This window comes from Microbispora corallina, from assembly GCF_016863035.1.
GTDB classification, from domain to species: domain Bacteria; phylum Actinomycetota; class Actinomycetes; order Streptosporangiales; family Streptosporangiaceae; genus Microbispora; species Microbispora corallina.
The window spans coordinates 1-15,063 of the sequence record NZ_BOOC01000062.1 but is presented as its reverse complement, the minus strand read 5'-3'; the positions used below and the strand labels follow the sequence as shown (position 1 = coordinate 15,063).

Sequence of the window (15,063 nt, the reverse complement as noted above, 5' to 3'; positions counted from 1 at the left end):
GACCTGGTCGGCGGTTCGATGACGGCCGGGCCTGAGCCCGACGGCGGATTCCGGGTCCGGGCAAGGCTTCGCACATGATCCGCGTCCTGCTCGCCGACGACCAGGAGCTGGTACGGCTCGGCCTGCGGATGATCCTCGAGGCCCAGCAGGACATCGAGGTGGTCGCCGAGGCGGGCGACGGGCAGCAGGCAGTCCGCGAGACCCTGCTGCACCGGCCCGATGTGGTCCTCCTCGACATCCGAATGCCCGGCGTCGACGGCATCGCCGCCGCCCGGCGCATCCTCGCGGACTCCCGGCTCACCGTCCGCGTGATCATGCTGACCACGTTCGACAGCGACGAGTACCTCTACGCCGCGCTGGACGCCGGAGCCTGCGGGTTCCTGCTGAAGTCGGCCCCAAGAGCGCATCTCCTGCACGCAGTCCGGGCCGCCGCCCACGGTGAGGCGCTCCCCGCGTACGGCGGTGTGACGCCGGGTGTCACCAGGGCACCGGCCCGGCGTCGTCGAAGAACCCGCCGGTCGGGCCGTCGTCGGGCAGGGTCGCAAGCCGGATCGCGATCGCCGCGCCCTGTTCCGGCGTACGGACACCGCGGAAGCCGTTGAGGTCGGTCGCGCAGAAACCGGGGCAGCCGGCGTTGATCAGGATGTTCGTGTCGCGCAACTCCTTGGCGTACTGCAGGGTGACGGCGTTGAGGAACGTCTTCGACGGCGCGTACGCGGCGGAGATCGGGCCCGTTTCCGCGCCGGGAGTGGCCTGCCGGGTGAGAGAGCCGACGGTGCTGGACATGTTCACGATCCGCGGGGACGCCGAGCGGCGCAGCAACGGCAGCATCGCGTTGGTGACGCGGATGACGCCGATCACGTTGGTCTCCACGGCCGCCCGCATCGTGGCGGGGTCGACCGTGGTGGGCGTCTGCGGCATCCCCCCGGTGATCCCGGCGTTGTTGACGAGCACGTCGAGGCGTCCCGCGCGCTCCTCGATCAGCCCGGCGGCGGCGGCCACGCTCGCGTCGTCGGTCACGTCGAGCGGCACGCCGAACGCGTCGACGCCCGCCGCGCGCAGCTTCTCCACCGCGCCCTCCCGGCGTCCCTCGTCCCGAACACCGACTCCGACGCTCCAGCCGAGGGCGCCCAGACCGGCCGCGATCTCGTATCCGATCCCCTTGTTCGCGCCGGTGACCAGCGCGATCGTCCCTTCGTTCATGGATCTCATCCTGTACGCGTCGACTGCGAAACCTCCAACACCGTTCGGGTGGGCATCGATACCTCGCGGGTATCGATGCTTGCGGCGGTACCGTGGCGACATGGAGACGCGTGAGCTGCGGTACTTCGTCGCCGTCGCCGAGGAGTTGCACTTCGGGCGGGCCGCGCAGCGGCTCGGGATCGCGCAGCCGCCGCTGTCGCGGGCGATCAGGCAGCTCGAACGGCGGCTCGGGGTGACGCTGCTGGACCGCACGAGCCGCACCGTCACGCTGACCGAAGCCGGGTCGGTGCTGCTGCGCGAGGGGCGGGCGGCCCTCGACGCGGTCGAGGCCGCCGAGCGCCGCACCCGCCGCGCCGCCCCCGCGACCGGCCGCCCCGGCCTGGTCCTCGTCGCGAAGGCCGGAGCCTCCGGCGAACTGCTGCTGAAACTGCTCGACGCGTACGCCGCGGAGCCCGGCGCGCTCGCCGTCGACGTGCTCCTGTGCGGGCCCGGCCAGCAGGAGCGGTTGCTGCGCGACGGCCGAGCCGACGTGGGTCTGCTGCACCGGCCGTTCGACTCGACGGCCGGGTTCGACTTCGAGGAGTTGTCCACGGAGGGACAGGTCGTGGTGCTGCCCGCGGCGCATCCCCTCACCAGCCGGGCCTACGTGCGGATGGCCGACGTCACCGCGCTGTCCGGCCTGCCCACGCCGCGCTGGCCCCGCCCTGACGGCACATACCCGGACGGCCCCGGTCCGGAGGTCCGCGACAACGCGCAGCTTCTGCAGTTGATCGCGCTCGGCCGGGCCTCGGCGGTCCTGCCGGAGTCGTGCCGGGCTCATCTGCGCCGCGACCTCGCCGCCGTGCCGGTGCTGGACGCTCCGGCGGTGACGACGGTGATCGCCTGGCCGCCGCACAGCCGGTCGCAAGCCGTCGCCGGGCTGGTCCAGGCCGCGACCCGCCTCTAGCTCCGGGAGGGTCTTTTGCCAACCCTCCTGCTGACAGGCATCAGGCCACTGATTCGGTCAGACCGTCCAGCGCGAGTAGCCTGGACGCCTCTTCCAGCCAGATGCGCTCCAGCCTGTTGCTTGTGATCTTCTTCAGAGCGGAGTAGGCGGTCTCGGCCTTGGTGTCGGGGTCGCTGCTCTTGGAGAGAAGGTCGGCGGCGAAGGCGGCGAGGGCCTTGAATGCGAGGTAGGGCGGCGCGTCTGAGCCATACCAGGAAATGGCGACCAGCGGCCGGCCATGCCAGGTCACCCGAGATCGCAGCTCTGTCTTCTCCCGTATCGATTCGCGGAGGCTCTGGACCGCCTGCCTGAAGCAACCGAGAAGAGTGCAGTCACGATCGGACAGCTTCCGCTCGGACGCCAACCGGACGAGCAGGGACTCTAACTTGCCCTCTGTCTCCGCAGCGCGGTCCAGGAGCGTGCGGCCGAAGTCGTCATCCTCGTGGAGGCTCTTCGGAGCATTGCTCCACGTTTTCCAGATGGCGAAGAACTCCCCGTAAACCTCATAGAAAACGCCGAGAGCGAGGAGATCCAGCTCTCGGCGCTTCTTCCGCTCGTCCCATCGAGCGGTGAGCCGGTTGCTCACGAGCCATCCAAGGACGAGGGTTATGAGGGCGACGACCAGGTTGGGAACTGCCTTGACGCTTTCCACCCACAACGTCGCGCCCATCCGGCCTCCTCGCCTCCTGTCTGCTAATAGACAATCGGGGGCGAGGTACGGGTGTGTCGATTCCTTCCGCTCGTATTCAAAGCGTTAGCGAAGACTGTGCCCGATGACGGCCTGGCTGCTGCGGAGGAACGAGGCGGCGACGGTCGCCGGCTGGTCGAGGTATCCGGCCACCATGGCGCCGTCGCGGATCAGCATCAGGTCGTCGGCGACATCTCCGGAATTCGTGATGCCGAGCGGGGCGACGAGCTGTTCGAACGTCGTCTTGTTCCAGCGGCGGTGCGCGTCGACGGCCTTGCGGATCGGACTGTCCGGGTCGGGGTATTCGGCGGCGGCGTTGATGAAGGGACAGCCGCGGAAGCCGGGCGCGCAGGCGATGATCCCGATCGCCTCGGAGATCACCCGGAGGGTGGCGTCGACATCGCCGTCGCCCTGCTTGATCGCCTCGCCGATGCCGTCCCGCTCGAGTGCGGCGCGGCGTTCGAGGTACGCGACGACAAGATCGTCCTTGCTCTTGAAGTGCCGGTAGAACGTCACCTTCGTCGTGCCGGCGAGGTCGATGACCTTGTCGACGCTCACCGCCCGTAGCCCGTGTGCGTAGAACAGCTCGGAAGCCGCCTCAAGGAGGCGCTCACGCATGGGGCTGTTCATGCCCGAGATCATACGCGTCCCTCCTCTTCGCCCCTTGCGACGGACCTCACCGCCCGGCTACTGTCAGCGCGGTAGAGTTACTAGTCATTCTACCTGCTTCTCCTGCCGAAAGAGGGACGATGACCACCGTCACCGACATGAACGCCACCCGCACTGCCGTGGCCTTGAGGAACCTCTACGTGGTGCGATTCGGATTCGCCCTCATCTGGGCGGTCCTGCTGTTCCTGACCGGGCCGGCGTCCGGCCCACTGGGCACGGCACTGCTCGTGATCTACCCGTTGTTCGACGTCGCCGCGGCCATCGTCGATCTGCGCACCTCGAAAACCGCGCGCCCCGCCGCAGCCCTGTACGTCAACGCGGCCCTCAGCCTGCTCACCGCCATCGGCCTGGCCGCTACGGCCACCTCGGGGGTGCCCGCGGTGCTGCGCGTCTGGGGCGCTTGGGCGATCACCGCCGGAATCGTGCAGCTCATCGTGGCCGTCAGCCGCCGCAGGCTCGGCGGCCAATGGGCGATGATCCTCAGCGGGGGGCTCTCCACGATCGCCGGGACGGCGTTCATCCTCCAGGCCGGTACGCCGGCCGCATCACTGACGAGCCTCGCCGGCTACGCGACCGTCGGCGGCGTCTTCTTCCTCATCTCCGCCCTGCGTCTGCACCGGACCGCGACGAGCACCTGAACCGCCGCCGAAACCGTCAGTCGCTGACCACGAGTCCCCTCACTCGAGGCGGGGCTGTTGTCGATGAGTGGCCCCGGAACGCGTTCCGGGGCCACTCATCTCACTGGTCGATGCTGAACATGCCCTCGGGGACCCCGGCGATCTCGATCGAGCGCCAGATCGAGCGCCCCTGCGGGAGTTCGTGGTAGCGCCGCAGCGCGGAGAGGCCGCCCAGCCAGCCGGTCCAGCCCGGGTACGGCGGATTGGCGGGGTCGAACCCGCTCTGCACCACGGTGAGCCGGGTCTTGCCGTCCGAGCCTTCCAGCTCCCAGCTGTCGGTCATGCCGTCGGCGAACCGCAGGGTCGCCTTGCGGCCCGGCTCGAACTCGACGAACCTGGCCCCGCTGGGGTCCACATCGAACCCACCCATGGCGAAGCGGCCGCCCACATAGGGCTCGATGTCGACGTTGGCGCCGAACCACTTGTGGAACTGATCCGGCTGGGTCATCGAGTCGAACACCTCGTCCGGTGTCGCGTCGATCACCATGGACGCACGCAGCTCGTTCGAGGTGAAGTCGCACTTGGGCGTCAGCTCACGGCCGGCCAGATAGTCGGCCAGATTGGCGATCGCCAGCGACCAGAACGTCTGCAGCGCGCCACGGGCACCGGCCATGTCGGCCAGCACCTCCGCGAAACTCGGCAGGTCGCTCTGGCTCAGCGTCACCAGCGTGCCGTCTTCGTCCTCGGCCAGCTCGATCTGCACCGTGGACTCGACGCCCTCGACGGTCCAGGCGAACCGGATGGTGTGCTCGTCCACGTGCAGCACGCGCTGGTGCGGCTCGGCGCCGTCCGGCGTGAAGCGGCCCCAGAACGCGTACGTGCGGGGCAGGTCGACTTCGGCGTGCTCGGCCAGCCAGACGCGCAGCGCGGCCGGGTCGGTCAGCGCCTCGTACGTGACCTTCAGCGGGGCCGGAACGACCGCGCGCAGGCGCAGGTCAGGTTCGGTCATCGGGATCTCCCTTCGGATAGCAGGCGACGGCCATGCGGAACGCGTCGCCTTCGGCGCCGCCGTAGCGGGTGAACAGGTCCTGGAGCGTCTGCTGCAACTCGTCCAGGAACGCCTTGCGCTGCTCCGGGCGCACGCGGATTTCTCCCGACATGCCGATCGACGGCAGATCGGGGCGGGTGAGGTCGAGCGCGGCGATGTCCGCCTGCACGTCCTCCATCAGGTCGACCAGGTAACCCAGGCTGAGCCGGTCGCGGGTCTGGCGCAGCCCGATCCGGCCCACCAGGCTCGGGGACAGCCAGTAGGACCGGCCGGCCGCCTGGTAGATCCCCTCGTTGATCCCGCGCACGCGGCGCTCGGCCACCTGGCGGACCAGTCCGGCCTCCAGCAGGCGCTTCACGTGGTAGTAGACCCGCTGGGGGGTCTGGTCGAGCTCGACCGCCACCTCGGTGCAGGACCGGGGCTCGGCGAGCTGCCGCAGCACGTCGATCCGCTGCGGCTTGAGCAGGGCCTCGGCCTGCTCGATGTGATCGAGGTAGACGACGTCTCTCATGACGAAAATCAGCTTTTACGTAAAAAAGATTTTTGTCAATAGGCCGGTGGAAGCCGATGCCGGGGCGGATCATGGTCCAGACGGCGCCTCCCGCCGGCGCTCCGCCTGGGTGCCGTCCGCGGTCCGGTGCCGCGGCCGCTCGGCGCGCGGTCTCCCCGGCCATGGCAGTCGGAGAGATCTCGTCAGGCGCCCGTTGCCCTGTTGTGGACGGGGGACACTTCGCTGCCTGTCGAAACTTATCGGCCGTAGCGTTGTCTGCGTTCGTGCGTATCGGCGCATCGATTGGAGGAGCCGCAGATGTCGAATCAGCACGACAATTCGCCGGATGTGATTCAGCACATCTTTCACGCCTGGGATGAGGCGTTGGGAGCCGAAGACCTCGACGCGGCCATGGCGCTGTATCACGCGGATGCCACTCTGGAGAGCCCTCTGGTCTGTTATCTGCTCGGAGTCGACGAGGGCGTCATACGGGGTCGCGTCGCGCTGCGTCAGTTCGTCGAACGAGTCTTCGCCCACCACGCACCGCAACGCCGCCGATTCCGCACCGGCTTCTTCTCCGACGGAACGCGGTTGACCTGGGAGTACCCTCGTGACACGCCTGCCGCGAGCAGATGGACATCGTGGAGGTCATGGAGATCCGGGATGGCCTGATTCAGAGCCACCGGGTGTATTGGGGCTGGTTCGGCGTCAATATGATCAAGGGTGGTGCGCATCCGCGATAGCGGCCGTCAGCCGTCCACCTCTTGCTGACGATTTCCCTGCAATCAGGACGGAATGCGAAACGGGGTGTTCGCGGTCCTGGCAAGATGTCCGCATGGAGCGTGTGCTTGGAGTCGGCGGATATTTCCTGCGGGCCGCCGACCCGGTGACCCTGGGCGCCTGGTATCGCGATTGCCTGGGCCTGGACGCCGACGAGAACGGTCTGTGGCGTCAGGAAGCCGGGGTGACGGTGTTCGCGACGTTCGAGTCCGAGACCGAGTACTTCGGGTCCCGCGCGCAGCAGACGATGCTCAACTTCCGTGTCCGCGACCTGGAGGCGATGCTCGCGCAGTTGCGCGCCAAGGGAGCGGACGTGGCCGAGGAGACCCAGGACATGGAGGGCGTCGGCCGGTTCGGCTGGGTCACCGATCCCGAGGGCAATCGAATCGAGCTGTGGCAGCCCAGCTGACAGTCCCACGAGCGCACCCGGACCCGCCCACGAGCTCGCCGCCGCGCGCGATCACGCCTCGCAAGCTCGTGGGGCATCGGATCCAGGTCTCCGGAACCCGGGTGGGCGCCTGCCACGACGCCCTTCTCTACGCCGCGGCCTCGACGGCCGGGCCCGCCGTGGCGCGCTCAGGCGTGACGGGGCGGCGCCGGGTCGGCAGTCCGAGCATCGGGTTGGCGACGCTCCAGGCGGCGCCCTTGCAGATCAGCTCCTTGTAGACGGCGGCGACCCGTCCCGTCAGGACCGCCCGAACGGGCCGGTCGTCCGCCGTGACGTACTGGATCAGGCCCTCCTTGCGGCCCAGCGAGATGCACTGGTTGAAGTAGCGGACCGGCACGTTCGGCAGCTTCCCGCCGGTGAGGCGCGCCGCGATCGCGTCGGCGGCCTGCCAGGCGGCCGGAGTCCCCGAGGCGCACGACATGCGCAGCGGCTTGTCCCCGGGGCCCATCGCCATGGCCGCGTCGCCGACGGCGTACACGTCGGGGTGGGAGACCGAGCGCATGGTCCGGTCGACCACGATCTGGCCGGTGCCGGTGACCTCCAGGGAGGTCGCCTTCGCGATCGGGTGGACGGCGAAGCCGGTGGTCCACACGGTGACAGCGGCCGGGATGGCCGTGCCGTCGGCGGTGACGACGCGGCCGGCTTCGACCGAGGTGACGGCGGCGTGCTCGTGCGCGGTGATCCCGAGCTTGCCGACGACCTTCCGCAGGTGCGCGCGGCCCTTGGGCGAAAGCCAGTCGCCGAGGCCGCCGCGGGCGACGACGGAGACGGCGAGGTCGGGGCGGGCCTCGGCGATCTCGGTCGCGGCCTCCAGGCCGGTGAGGCCGCCACCGACGACGACCACGGTCTGCCCGGCGTCGAGGCGGGCCAGGCGCTCGCGCAGCCGGAGTGCTCCGGCGCGGCCGGCGAGCTCGTAGGCGTGCTCGGCGGCCCCCGGGACGCCCTGGTCGTTCCAGCGGCTGCCGAGAGCGTAGACGAGCGTGTCGTAGGCGAGCTCTCCGGGGCCGTTCGCGTCGCTGACGGCGACGGTCTTGCGGTCGACGTCGACGCCGGTGACCTTCGAGACCCTCAGCTCGACGCCGGTGCCCGCGAACATCTCGCTGAACGGCCGGGGCTTGAGGTCCTGGCCGGTCGCCAGCTGGTGCATGCGGACGCGTTCGACGAAGTCGGGCTCGGCGTTGACGAGGGTGATGGCGACGTCCTCGCGGCGGAGCCGCTTGGCGAGCCGGCCGGCGGCGATGGCTCCGGAGTACCCGGCTCCGAGGACGACGATGCGGTGCTGCATCTGCTTGCTCCTGTCTCGCGCGGTTGTGCCCCTTGAACCGGGCGGCCCGTCGTTTCCTGACAGGAACGCGATGTGAAGCACCTCACACAGTCGCTAGAAGGCGGTGGCCAGCGGCTCCCCGTGGTCGGCGGCCGCCCATTGCGCGGTCGCGCGTTCGAGCTTGTCGGGGTTGACCTGGTTGCGAACCGCGGCTATGCCCTCGGCGGTCACCTGGAGGCACATGATGCCGACGACCCGGCCGTCCACGACGGCCACCACGGCCGGGTCGCCGTTGGCGGTCCAGGCGTAGATCTCGGGCGAGCCGCCGGCCAGGGCGCGCTTGGCCTCGCCGGGTTTGAACAGGCCACGCAGGAACTTCGCGACCGCGACGGCGCCCTCGAACGCCTTGGCGCGGGCCGGGACCTTCCCTCCGCCGTCGCCGATCGAGATGGCGTCGCCGGTGAGCAGGCGCACGAGCGGCTCGATCCGGCCGCTGGCGGCGGCCGCGAGGAACTCCTCGACGATCCGCCGGGCGGCGGCCTCGTCGATCTCGGTGCGGGCCTTGCCGTCCGCGATGTGCTTCTTCGCCCGGTGGAGGAGCTGCTGGCTGGCGGCCTCGGTGATGTCGAGGATCTCGGCGATCTCCCGGTGCGGGTAGTCGAAGGCCTCCCGCAGCACGTACACCGCCCGCTCGCCGGGGGACAGGCGCTCCATGAGGGTGAGGACCGCGTACGAGACCGACTCGCGCTGCTCGGCGGTGTCGGCCGGGCCGAGCATCGGGTCCCCGGCGAGCAGCGGCTCGGGAAGCCACTGGCCCACGTAGGTCTCGCGGCGCACCCGTGCGGAGGTGAGCTGGTTGAGGCACAGGTTCGTGAGGACCTTCGTCAGCCACGCCTCGGGGACCTCGACGTGGTCGATGTCGGCGGCCTGCCAGCGCAGGAACGTCTCCTGCACGGCGTCCTCGGCCTCCCCGGCGGAGCCGAGAAGGCGGTAGGCGATGGCCTCCAGGCGCGGCCTGGAGGCCTCGAACCGGTCGACGTCGTCGGCGGTCAGGCGCATGACCCGACCCTAGCCCGCGCGGCGCCGGCACGCCGTGCGGCCTCAGGGGGCGGAGCATGGTCGGTACGGCGGAGGCTCCGGAATTGCCCGGCCCGGTGTCGTGTGGGGCCTCCCGCCGACCGTCTTCCTGATTGAGGCCGGTCGTCAGGGAGCGTCGGCCGAGCAGCTCAACCGAGAGGAAGAGGCCACGTGAAGTACGTCATGATGTTCGTGGAGACCGAGGAGTTCGCCAAGCAGTTGGAGGCGATGGGCGAGCTGGAGCGCGAGGCCGCCTACGAGGCCGTGCTCCGCTGGTTCGCCGACAACTCCGACAGGATCACCCATCACGTTCATCTGGCTCCGGTGCACACCGCGACCACCGTACGTCTCGGCACCGGCGAGCCGGTCGTCACCGACGGGCCGTTCGTGGAGGGCAAGGAAGTGGTCAGCGGCTTCGCGGAGGTGGACGTGGCGGACCTGGACGAGGCGCTGCGGATGGCCAGGTCGTGGCCGGCGTGCCCGGTGGTGGAGATCCGTCCCGTCTCATGAGCGGCCCGGATCACGGCCGCGCGAGCGAGGAGGTGCTGGCCCGTGTGGTGCGCGAGCACGCGGGCCGGCTGGCGGCCTGTCTGGTGTCGCTGCTGGGCGACTTCTCCGCGGCCGAGGATCTGGTGCAGGACGCCGTGGAGATCGCGTTGCGCCGCTGGCCGGCCGAGGGCGTGCCCGAACGGCCGGACGCCTGGCTGTTCACGGTCGCCCGGCGGCGCGGGCTCGACGTGCTCCGGCGGGAGTCGAACTACCGCGCCAAGCTCGCTCAATTGCAGTGGCCGCAGCCTGCCCGCGACGACGACCGGCTGCGGTTGCTGTTCACCTGCTGCCACCCGGCCCTTTCGCCGGCGGCGCGGATCGCGCTGACGCTGCGCGTGGTCTGCGGGCTGAGCACCGCACAGATCGCGGCGGCGTTCGTCGTGCCGGAGGCGACGGTCGCCGGACGGCTGACCCGGGCCAAACGTAAGATCACCGAGGCCGGCATCCCCTACCGGATCCCGGACCCGGAGGACCTGCCCGAGCGGCTGCAGGGTGTCCTGGCGGTCCTCTACCTGCTGTTCAATGAGGGCTACCTGTCCAGCACCGCCGATCGCGCACAGGCGCGCGACCTGGTGGACGACGCCGAGTGGCTGGCCGCGCTCCTGGCGGATCTCATGCCGAACGAGCCGGAGGTGGCCGGCCTGCTGGCGCTCATCCGGCTGCACCGGGCGCGGGGCGCGGCACGCTTCGACTCCCGCGGGCGCCTGGTCCTGCTGGCCGACCAGGACCGCGGGCTGTGGGATCACGCCGCGATCGCCGAGGCGAGCGCACTGCTGATGCGGACGGCCCGGGCCCATCGCCGGCCGGGGCCGTACCAACTGCAGGCCGCGATCGTGGCCTGCCACGCCGAGGCGGGCAGCTTCGAGCACACGGACTGGGCGCAGATCCTCGTGTTGTACGACATGCTCCTGCACCTGGCGCCGTCGCCGGTCACCCGGCTGCACCGCGCCGTCGCGCTGCGCTACGCGAAGGGGCCGGCCGCGGCGCTGGCGGAGCTCACCGGCCTGGAGCGGCCGCTGGCCCGCTACCCGCTCTACCACGCCACCCGCGCCGAGTTGCTGCGCGAGCTCGGCGACACGGACCAGGCGCGGGAGTGCGACGAGCGGGCGCTGACCCTGACCGCCAACCCGGCCCAGCAGGCCCTTTTGTACGAGCGGCTGAGCTGGAGGTGACTCGTCCGGCGGCGGGAAGGCGAACGGGCCACGGCGGGGTGTCCCGCCGTGGCCCGCGGCTCTCACGTGACGCGGTCGTCCGTCAGAGGTCCAGCCCGATCAGCAGCGGATCGTGGTCGGAGGAACGGTACGGGTCGGGCGCGTACAGGTAGGGCGGGTTGAACTCGGTGTTGTAGTCCATGAACCGGCCCTCGTCGGAGTTGATGTGCCAGATGGTGGCGCCGGTCACCAGCTTGCCCAGCTTCTTGTCGGCCAGGGCGTGGTCGAGCTCGCCGGACAGGCCGTCGAACACGTAGCTGTAGCGGTCGTCCTTCGAGACGTACTTCTTGCTCAGGCTGGTCAGCCCGGCGTCCTCGAGGACGTGGACCGGGTCCTCCTCGCCGTAGGCGTTGAGGTCGCCGATGACGAGCAGGTTCTGCAGCTTGAGGCTGTCGATCAGACCGAGCAGCGCGTTGGCCTGCTTGACCCGCTTGGCGTTGTAGCAGCTCTGGCCGTCGCCCTGGTCGGCGTCGGGGCCGGTGGCGGGGCCGTCGGTGTCCGTGCAGCCCTTGGACTTGAAGTGGTTGACCAGCACGGTGAAGGTCTCGCCCTTGCCGTTGGCCTTACGGAAGGCCTGCACCAGCGGCGGACGGTTGAAGATCGGGTCGGTGGAGGACTGCGGCCCGCCGATCGGGGTGACCTTGGCCGGCTTGTAGATCAGCGCGGTCTGGATGGCGTCGGTGCCCGGGTTGGGGTGGGTGATCGCCTTGTACGTGCCCGCGCCGGCCTTGGCGTTGAGCGCGTCGACCAGGGCGTTCAGCGCCACGTCGTTGTTGCGCTCGATCTCCATCAGCCCGGCCACGTCGGGGTCGAGGCCGAGGATGTTGGCGACCAGCTTGGCGAGCTGGCGGTCGCGCTCGGTCGCCGTGTTCGCGCCGCGCGAGCCGAGCGTGGTGAACCAGTTCAGCGTGTTGAGGCTGGCCACGCGGACGTCGCCGCCGACCTTCGCCGGCTTGGCCGGACGCGGGTTCTCCGGCGTGAACACGACCGGCTGGGTCGGCTCGACGCGGTAGAGGCTGAAGCCGTAGGTGAGCACGCCGGTCAGGTGCTTCACCTCGTCGCCGATCCGGACGCTCGCGGACCCCTCGGTGTGGTACGGCAGCGTCGCCGGGTTCTGCGCGTTGGAACCGTCGTCGAGCAGGATGGAGCGCCGCGCGTCCTTGTCGGTGTTCACGCCCTTGCGGTCGGTGGGCTGCCACAGGCGGCCGCCCTCCGCGAGGGTGATCTCGCCGTACCGGCCAAGGTTGTAGATCTCCGACGCGGTCATCCCCTCGGTGAAGGTGACGAGCGTGTTCTCGTACCGCTCGAAGGTGACGCCCTGCTTCAGCGGCAGCTTCACCTCGGTCGGCTTGATCGTGCCGGTGCCGCACACGTTCACGGCGGTGGTCGGCGAGATCTCCGTCAGGCCGTTGTACTCGGTCGCCTTACCGGAGACGAGCACGCGGTCGCCGGTCTTCACGGGCGAGGAGGAGTACACGAACAGGCCGTCGGAGGTCGCCGGGTCCTTGTCCGGCGTGGGGTCCTGGATGTAGAAGCCGCCGAGCTGACCGGTCCCCTGGAAGGTGCCGGTGACGACGCCCTCGACCCGTACGTCCTCACCCGCGACGGGGCTGTCGTCGCCGGCGCCCTGCACCTGCGCGATCTGGTACGTGACCGGGGTGTCGCAGGTGGGGGCGGGCGTCGGGCTCGGGCTGGGGCTCGGCGAGGGGGACGGGGAGGGGCTGGGGCTCTCGCTGGGGCTGGGCGACGGCGTGGGGCTGGGGCTCTCGCTCGGGGTGGGCGACGGCGACGGGGAGGGCTGGACGTCGTCGCAGGGCGCCGCCGCGGTGGCGCTGTTGCGCGGGGCCGGAGCAGCCGTCTCGAAGTCGGCGCCGTTGTCGTCGGTGTCGGCGCAGCCGCCGTTCCTGCGGATGGCGGCCGTGGCGTTGGTGAGCGCGGGGGCGGGGGCGCCCTCGAAGTAGTTCGCCGTGCCGTAGCCGACCAGGTCCGCGACGAGCGCGAGCTGGTCGTCGGTGCAGGCGGTCGTGGAGCCGTTGCAGGCGAGGCCGCTCGTGGAGCGTACCAGTGCGATCTTGCCCGCCGTCCCGCTCATGTTGATCGTGCCGGTGTCGTCGGACGCGGGCAGCGAGCCGCTCGGGGTGGTGCCCGCGGCGAGCTGGACCAGGTGGTACTGGCCGGGGGCGAGGGTCCCGCTGAGGTCGGTCTTGTTCGCGGAGAAGTTCCCCGTACCGGTGGCGCTGGTGTACTGCAGCGACCAGCCGCTCAGCGAGACGGAGGCGCCGCTGCGGTTGAACAGCTCGACGTAGTCGTTGGTCAGGGGGGCGCCGGAGTTTCCACCCCCTCCGTAGACCTGGCTGATCACGACGGTTCCCGGCGACGCCGCGGCGGGAGCGGAGGGGAGGGCGGCGATCGAGCCGACGCTGACGCCGGCGCTCAGGAGGATCGCTAGTGCCCGGGGGAGTGCACGCATGGCCCCGAGAGTAAAACGGCAGCTATCGGCACATTCCATCTATACGGTTTCTGGAGGGTGAACGCGTAACAATCGACAATGTCTGTCAATATCAGCCCCGGCGAGTTGGAACGATCCGACATTGCGGGTCACGGGCGCGGGTTCTCGAGGTTCTCCAGGCTGCCGAGCTTGTGCACGCGCTCGTCGTGGCCGATCTGCCGGAGAAGGTCGGCGACCGAGCGGAAGCGGCCGTACTCGGCGGCGTAGGTGCCGGGGTCGGGCGTGAACTCCAGGTCCGGGTTGTCCGCGACGAAGGTCATGTACTCGTGCTCGGCGTGGTCCTCGAACTCGGCGTTGAGCCGGTAGCTCCACTCCGGCCTGACCAGGAACAGCACCCAGGAGACGTGGTAGTAGAAGAACGAGATGAACCACGGGGCGACCTTGTGCAGCAGCCAGTTCTGCCGGATGCCGTGGCGCTGGATCAGGTCCTGCATGATCAGCAGGTGCCACTGCTCGTTGTCCTGGTCGGACCTCGCCTCCACGATGCGCTCGAACATCCGCTTCGCGAGCGCGGAACTGCCCGCGTGGCGGTGCACCGCCCAGTAGCCCATCCGCTCCCACGCCTGGTACGGCACGCGGGCGATGATCTCCAGCATGGCGAACTTGGTGAACGAGCCCTGCCTGCCGTACAGCAGGTCGACCGGCGTGAACATCATCCTGGCGAGAAGGCTGTAGGCCATGCGCGGGGTGTCCAGCGTCTCCTGCTGCGCGATCCGCAGCCGCGTGCTGTCGAGCTTGGGCGGGCCGGCCGGGGCCTCGGGGCGGTGGTCGACGGTGATGGTCATCTCGGAACTCCTCGGTCGTGTCGTCGATGACCCGATGGTGGTCGACCGGGGTGCCGGCGGTCGTCAGCCGCGGGAGGGATCGGCTGTGGCTCTTTCGGCCGTACGGGGACGCGCCGGCGTACGCCGCCGGGAGGACGGGACGTCCCCACGGTCATCGGCGGCGTTCGCGCGACGGTCGGCCACGGGTCCCGAAATTTTCATCGAGACATTCGGCTGTTGATCGGCTAGTCAGGTCCGATTACCAGGGCTGATTTCCCTATCAGTGGAGAGGTCTGTTCCGATATATTTCGGGATTCGTTGACAACTATCGGAGCCGGTCGAACACTGTCTGCGTCCGCAGCTCCCCGGGGTCCCGTAGCGCCCCCCGGGTCCGCCCTCACCGGGAGGTAGCACGCAGATGTACGACGTTCCCGTCCGCCCGAGAGGCCGCGGGCGCGGCCGTGCCGGGCTGTTCGCCCGCGCCTGCGCCGTGGCGCTGGCCATGGCCATGACGGTCCTGCCGGGCACGGCCCACGCGGACACGACGGTCACCACGAACCAGACCGGCACCAACAACGGGTACTTCTTCTCGTTCTGGACCGACAGCCAGGGCACGGTGTCGATGAACCTCGCCTCGGGCGGCTCCTACAGCACCTCCTGGCGCAACACGAACAACTTCGTGGCCGGCAAGGGCTGGAGCACCGGCGGTCGCCGGGCCGTGAGCTACTCGGGTTCCTTCAGCCCGTCCGGCAACGCCTATC

Annotated in this window: 16 protein-coding genes and 1 pseudogene; 8 read left to right on the top strand and 9 right to left on the bottom strand. The window is 69.9% G+C overall.

What is annotated here, in order from left to right:
- Positions 1 to 74 precede the first annotated feature (74 nt).
- A pseudogene (locus tag Mco01_RS37235) lies at positions 75 to 485 on the top strand (response regulator); the annotation flags it as partial.
- Here the strand turns inward: Mco01_RS37235 and Mco01_RS37230 are convergent.
- Positions 478 to 1,203, bottom strand: coding sequence for an SDR family oxidoreductase (locus Mco01_RS37230; RefSeq protein ID WP_204061525.1), 726 nt, complete (start codon positions 1,201 to 1,203; stop codon positions 478 to 480). The pseudogene Mco01_RS37235 and the gene Mco01_RS37230 overlap by 8 nt on opposite strands.
- 100 nt (positions 1,204 to 1,303) lie before the next feature.
- On the opposite strand from Mco01_RS37230, the gene Mco01_RS37225 reads away from it, so the two are divergent.
- Positions 1,304 to 2,149 carry a LysR family transcriptional regulator gene (locus tag Mco01_RS37225; protein WP_204061524.1) on the top strand — a complete coding sequence of 282 codons (846 nt, stop codon included), beginning with the start codon at positions 1,304 to 1,306 and terminating at the stop codon, positions 2,147 to 2,149.
- A gap of 40 nt (positions 2,150 to 2,189) precedes the next feature.
- Here the strand turns inward: Mco01_RS37225 and Mco01_RS37220 are convergent, their stop codons facing one another.
- Positions 2,190 to 2,858, bottom strand: a complete 669-nt coding sequence (locus tag Mco01_RS37220; protein ID WP_204061523.1) for a hypothetical protein — start codon at positions 2,856 to 2,858, stop codon at positions 2,190 to 2,192.
- An 84-nt stretch (positions 2,859 to 2,942) separates the two neighbouring features.
- Positions 2,943 to 3,506 (bottom strand): TetR/AcrR family transcriptional regulator, encoded by a 564-nt coding sequence (locus tag Mco01_RS37215; RefSeq protein WP_239104207.1) that lies wholly within the window; start codon positions 3,504 to 3,506, stop codon positions 2,943 to 2,945.
- A 119-nt stretch (positions 3,507 to 3,625) separates the two neighbouring features.
- Here Mco01_RS37215 and Mco01_RS37210 point away from each other — a divergent pair, with 119 nt between their 5' ends.
- Positions 3,626 to 4,183, top strand: coding sequence for a hypothetical protein (locus Mco01_RS37210; protein ID WP_204061521.1), 558 nt, complete (start codon positions 3,626 to 3,628; stop codon positions 4,181 to 4,183).
- Positions 4,184 to 4,283: 100 nt separating this feature from the next.
- Here the strand turns inward: Mco01_RS37210 and Mco01_RS37205 are convergent, their stop codons facing one another.
- Positions 4,284 to 5,171 carry an SRPBCC family protein gene (locus Mco01_RS37205; protein WP_204061520.1) on the bottom strand — a complete coding sequence of 296 codons (888 nt, stop codon included), beginning with the start codon at positions 5,169 to 5,171 and terminating at the stop codon, positions 4,284 to 4,286.
- Positions 5,158 to 5,721, bottom strand: coding sequence for a helix-turn-helix domain-containing protein (locus Mco01_RS37200; RefSeq protein ID WP_204061519.1), 564 nt, complete (start codon positions 5,719 to 5,721; stop codon positions 5,158 to 5,160). The genes Mco01_RS37205 and Mco01_RS37200 overlap by 14 nt, the downstream gene beginning before the upstream one ends.
- 297 nt (positions 5,722 to 6,018) lie before the next feature.
- Between Mco01_RS37200 and Mco01_RS37195 the strand changes: the two genes are divergently transcribed.
- Complete coding sequence (locus tag Mco01_RS37195) at positions 6,019 to 6,372, top strand: nuclear transport factor 2 family protein (RefSeq protein ID WP_204061518.1); 354 nt, start codon at positions 6,019 to 6,021, stop codon at positions 6,370 to 6,372.
- 163 nt (positions 6,373 to 6,535) lie between these two features.
- The gene (locus Mco01_RS37190) at positions 6,536 to 6,889 is read left to right on the top strand and encodes a VOC family protein (RefSeq protein ID WP_204061517.1); all 354 of its coding nucleotides are present in this window, start codon (positions 6,536 to 6,538) and stop codon (positions 6,887 to 6,889) included.
- A gap of 127 nt (positions 6,890 to 7,016) precedes the next feature.
- Here Mco01_RS37190 and Mco01_RS37185 read toward each other — a convergent pair whose 3' ends face one another.
- Positions 7,017 to 8,213: an NAD(P)/FAD-dependent oxidoreductase gene (locus Mco01_RS37185; protein WP_204061516.1), complete on the bottom strand. Its 1,197-nt coding sequence runs from the start codon at positions 8,211 to 8,213 to the stop codon at positions 7,017 to 7,019.
- Between the two features lie 93 nt (positions 8,214 to 8,306).
- Positions 8,307 to 9,251: an RNA polymerase sigma factor SigJ gene (sigJ, locus tag Mco01_RS37180; RefSeq protein WP_204061515.1), complete on the bottom strand. Its 945-nt coding sequence runs from the start codon at positions 9,249 to 9,251 to the stop codon at positions 8,307 to 8,309.
- 189 nt (positions 9,252 to 9,440) lie between these two features.
- Between sigJ and Mco01_RS37175 the strand changes: the two genes are divergently transcribed.
- Entirely contained in the window at positions 9,441 to 9,779 is a 339-nt protein-coding gene (locus Mco01_RS37175; RefSeq protein ID WP_239104206.1) for a YciI family protein, read from the top strand.
- Positions 9,776 to 10,990, top strand: a complete 1,215-nt coding sequence (locus tag Mco01_RS37170; protein ID WP_204061514.1) for an RNA polymerase sigma factor — start codon at positions 9,776 to 9,778, stop codon at positions 10,988 to 10,990. Before Mco01_RS37175 ends, Mco01_RS37170 begins: the two co-directional genes overlap by 4 nt.
- Before the next feature lie 82 nt (positions 10,991 to 11,072).
- Here Mco01_RS37170 and Mco01_RS37165 read toward each other — a convergent pair whose 3' ends face one another.
- Positions 11,073 to 13,499 carry an ExeM/NucH family extracellular endonuclease gene (locus Mco01_RS37165; RefSeq protein ID WP_204061513.1) on the bottom strand — a complete coding sequence of 809 codons (2,427 nt, stop codon included), beginning with the start codon at positions 13,497 to 13,499 and terminating at the stop codon, positions 11,073 to 11,075.
- Positions 13,500 to 13,627: 128 nt separating this feature from the next.
- Positions 13,628 to 14,323, bottom strand: coding sequence for an alternative oxidase (locus Mco01_RS37160; protein ID WP_204061512.1), 696 nt, complete (start codon positions 14,321 to 14,323; stop codon positions 13,628 to 13,630).
- Positions 14,324 to 14,720: 397 nt separating this feature from the next.
- On the opposite strand from Mco01_RS37160, the gene Mco01_RS37155 reads away from it, so the two are divergent.
- The coding region (locus tag Mco01_RS37155; protein WP_204061511.1) for a glycoside hydrolase family 11 protein at positions 14,721 to 15,063 on the top strand (343 nt) is incomplete at its 3' end.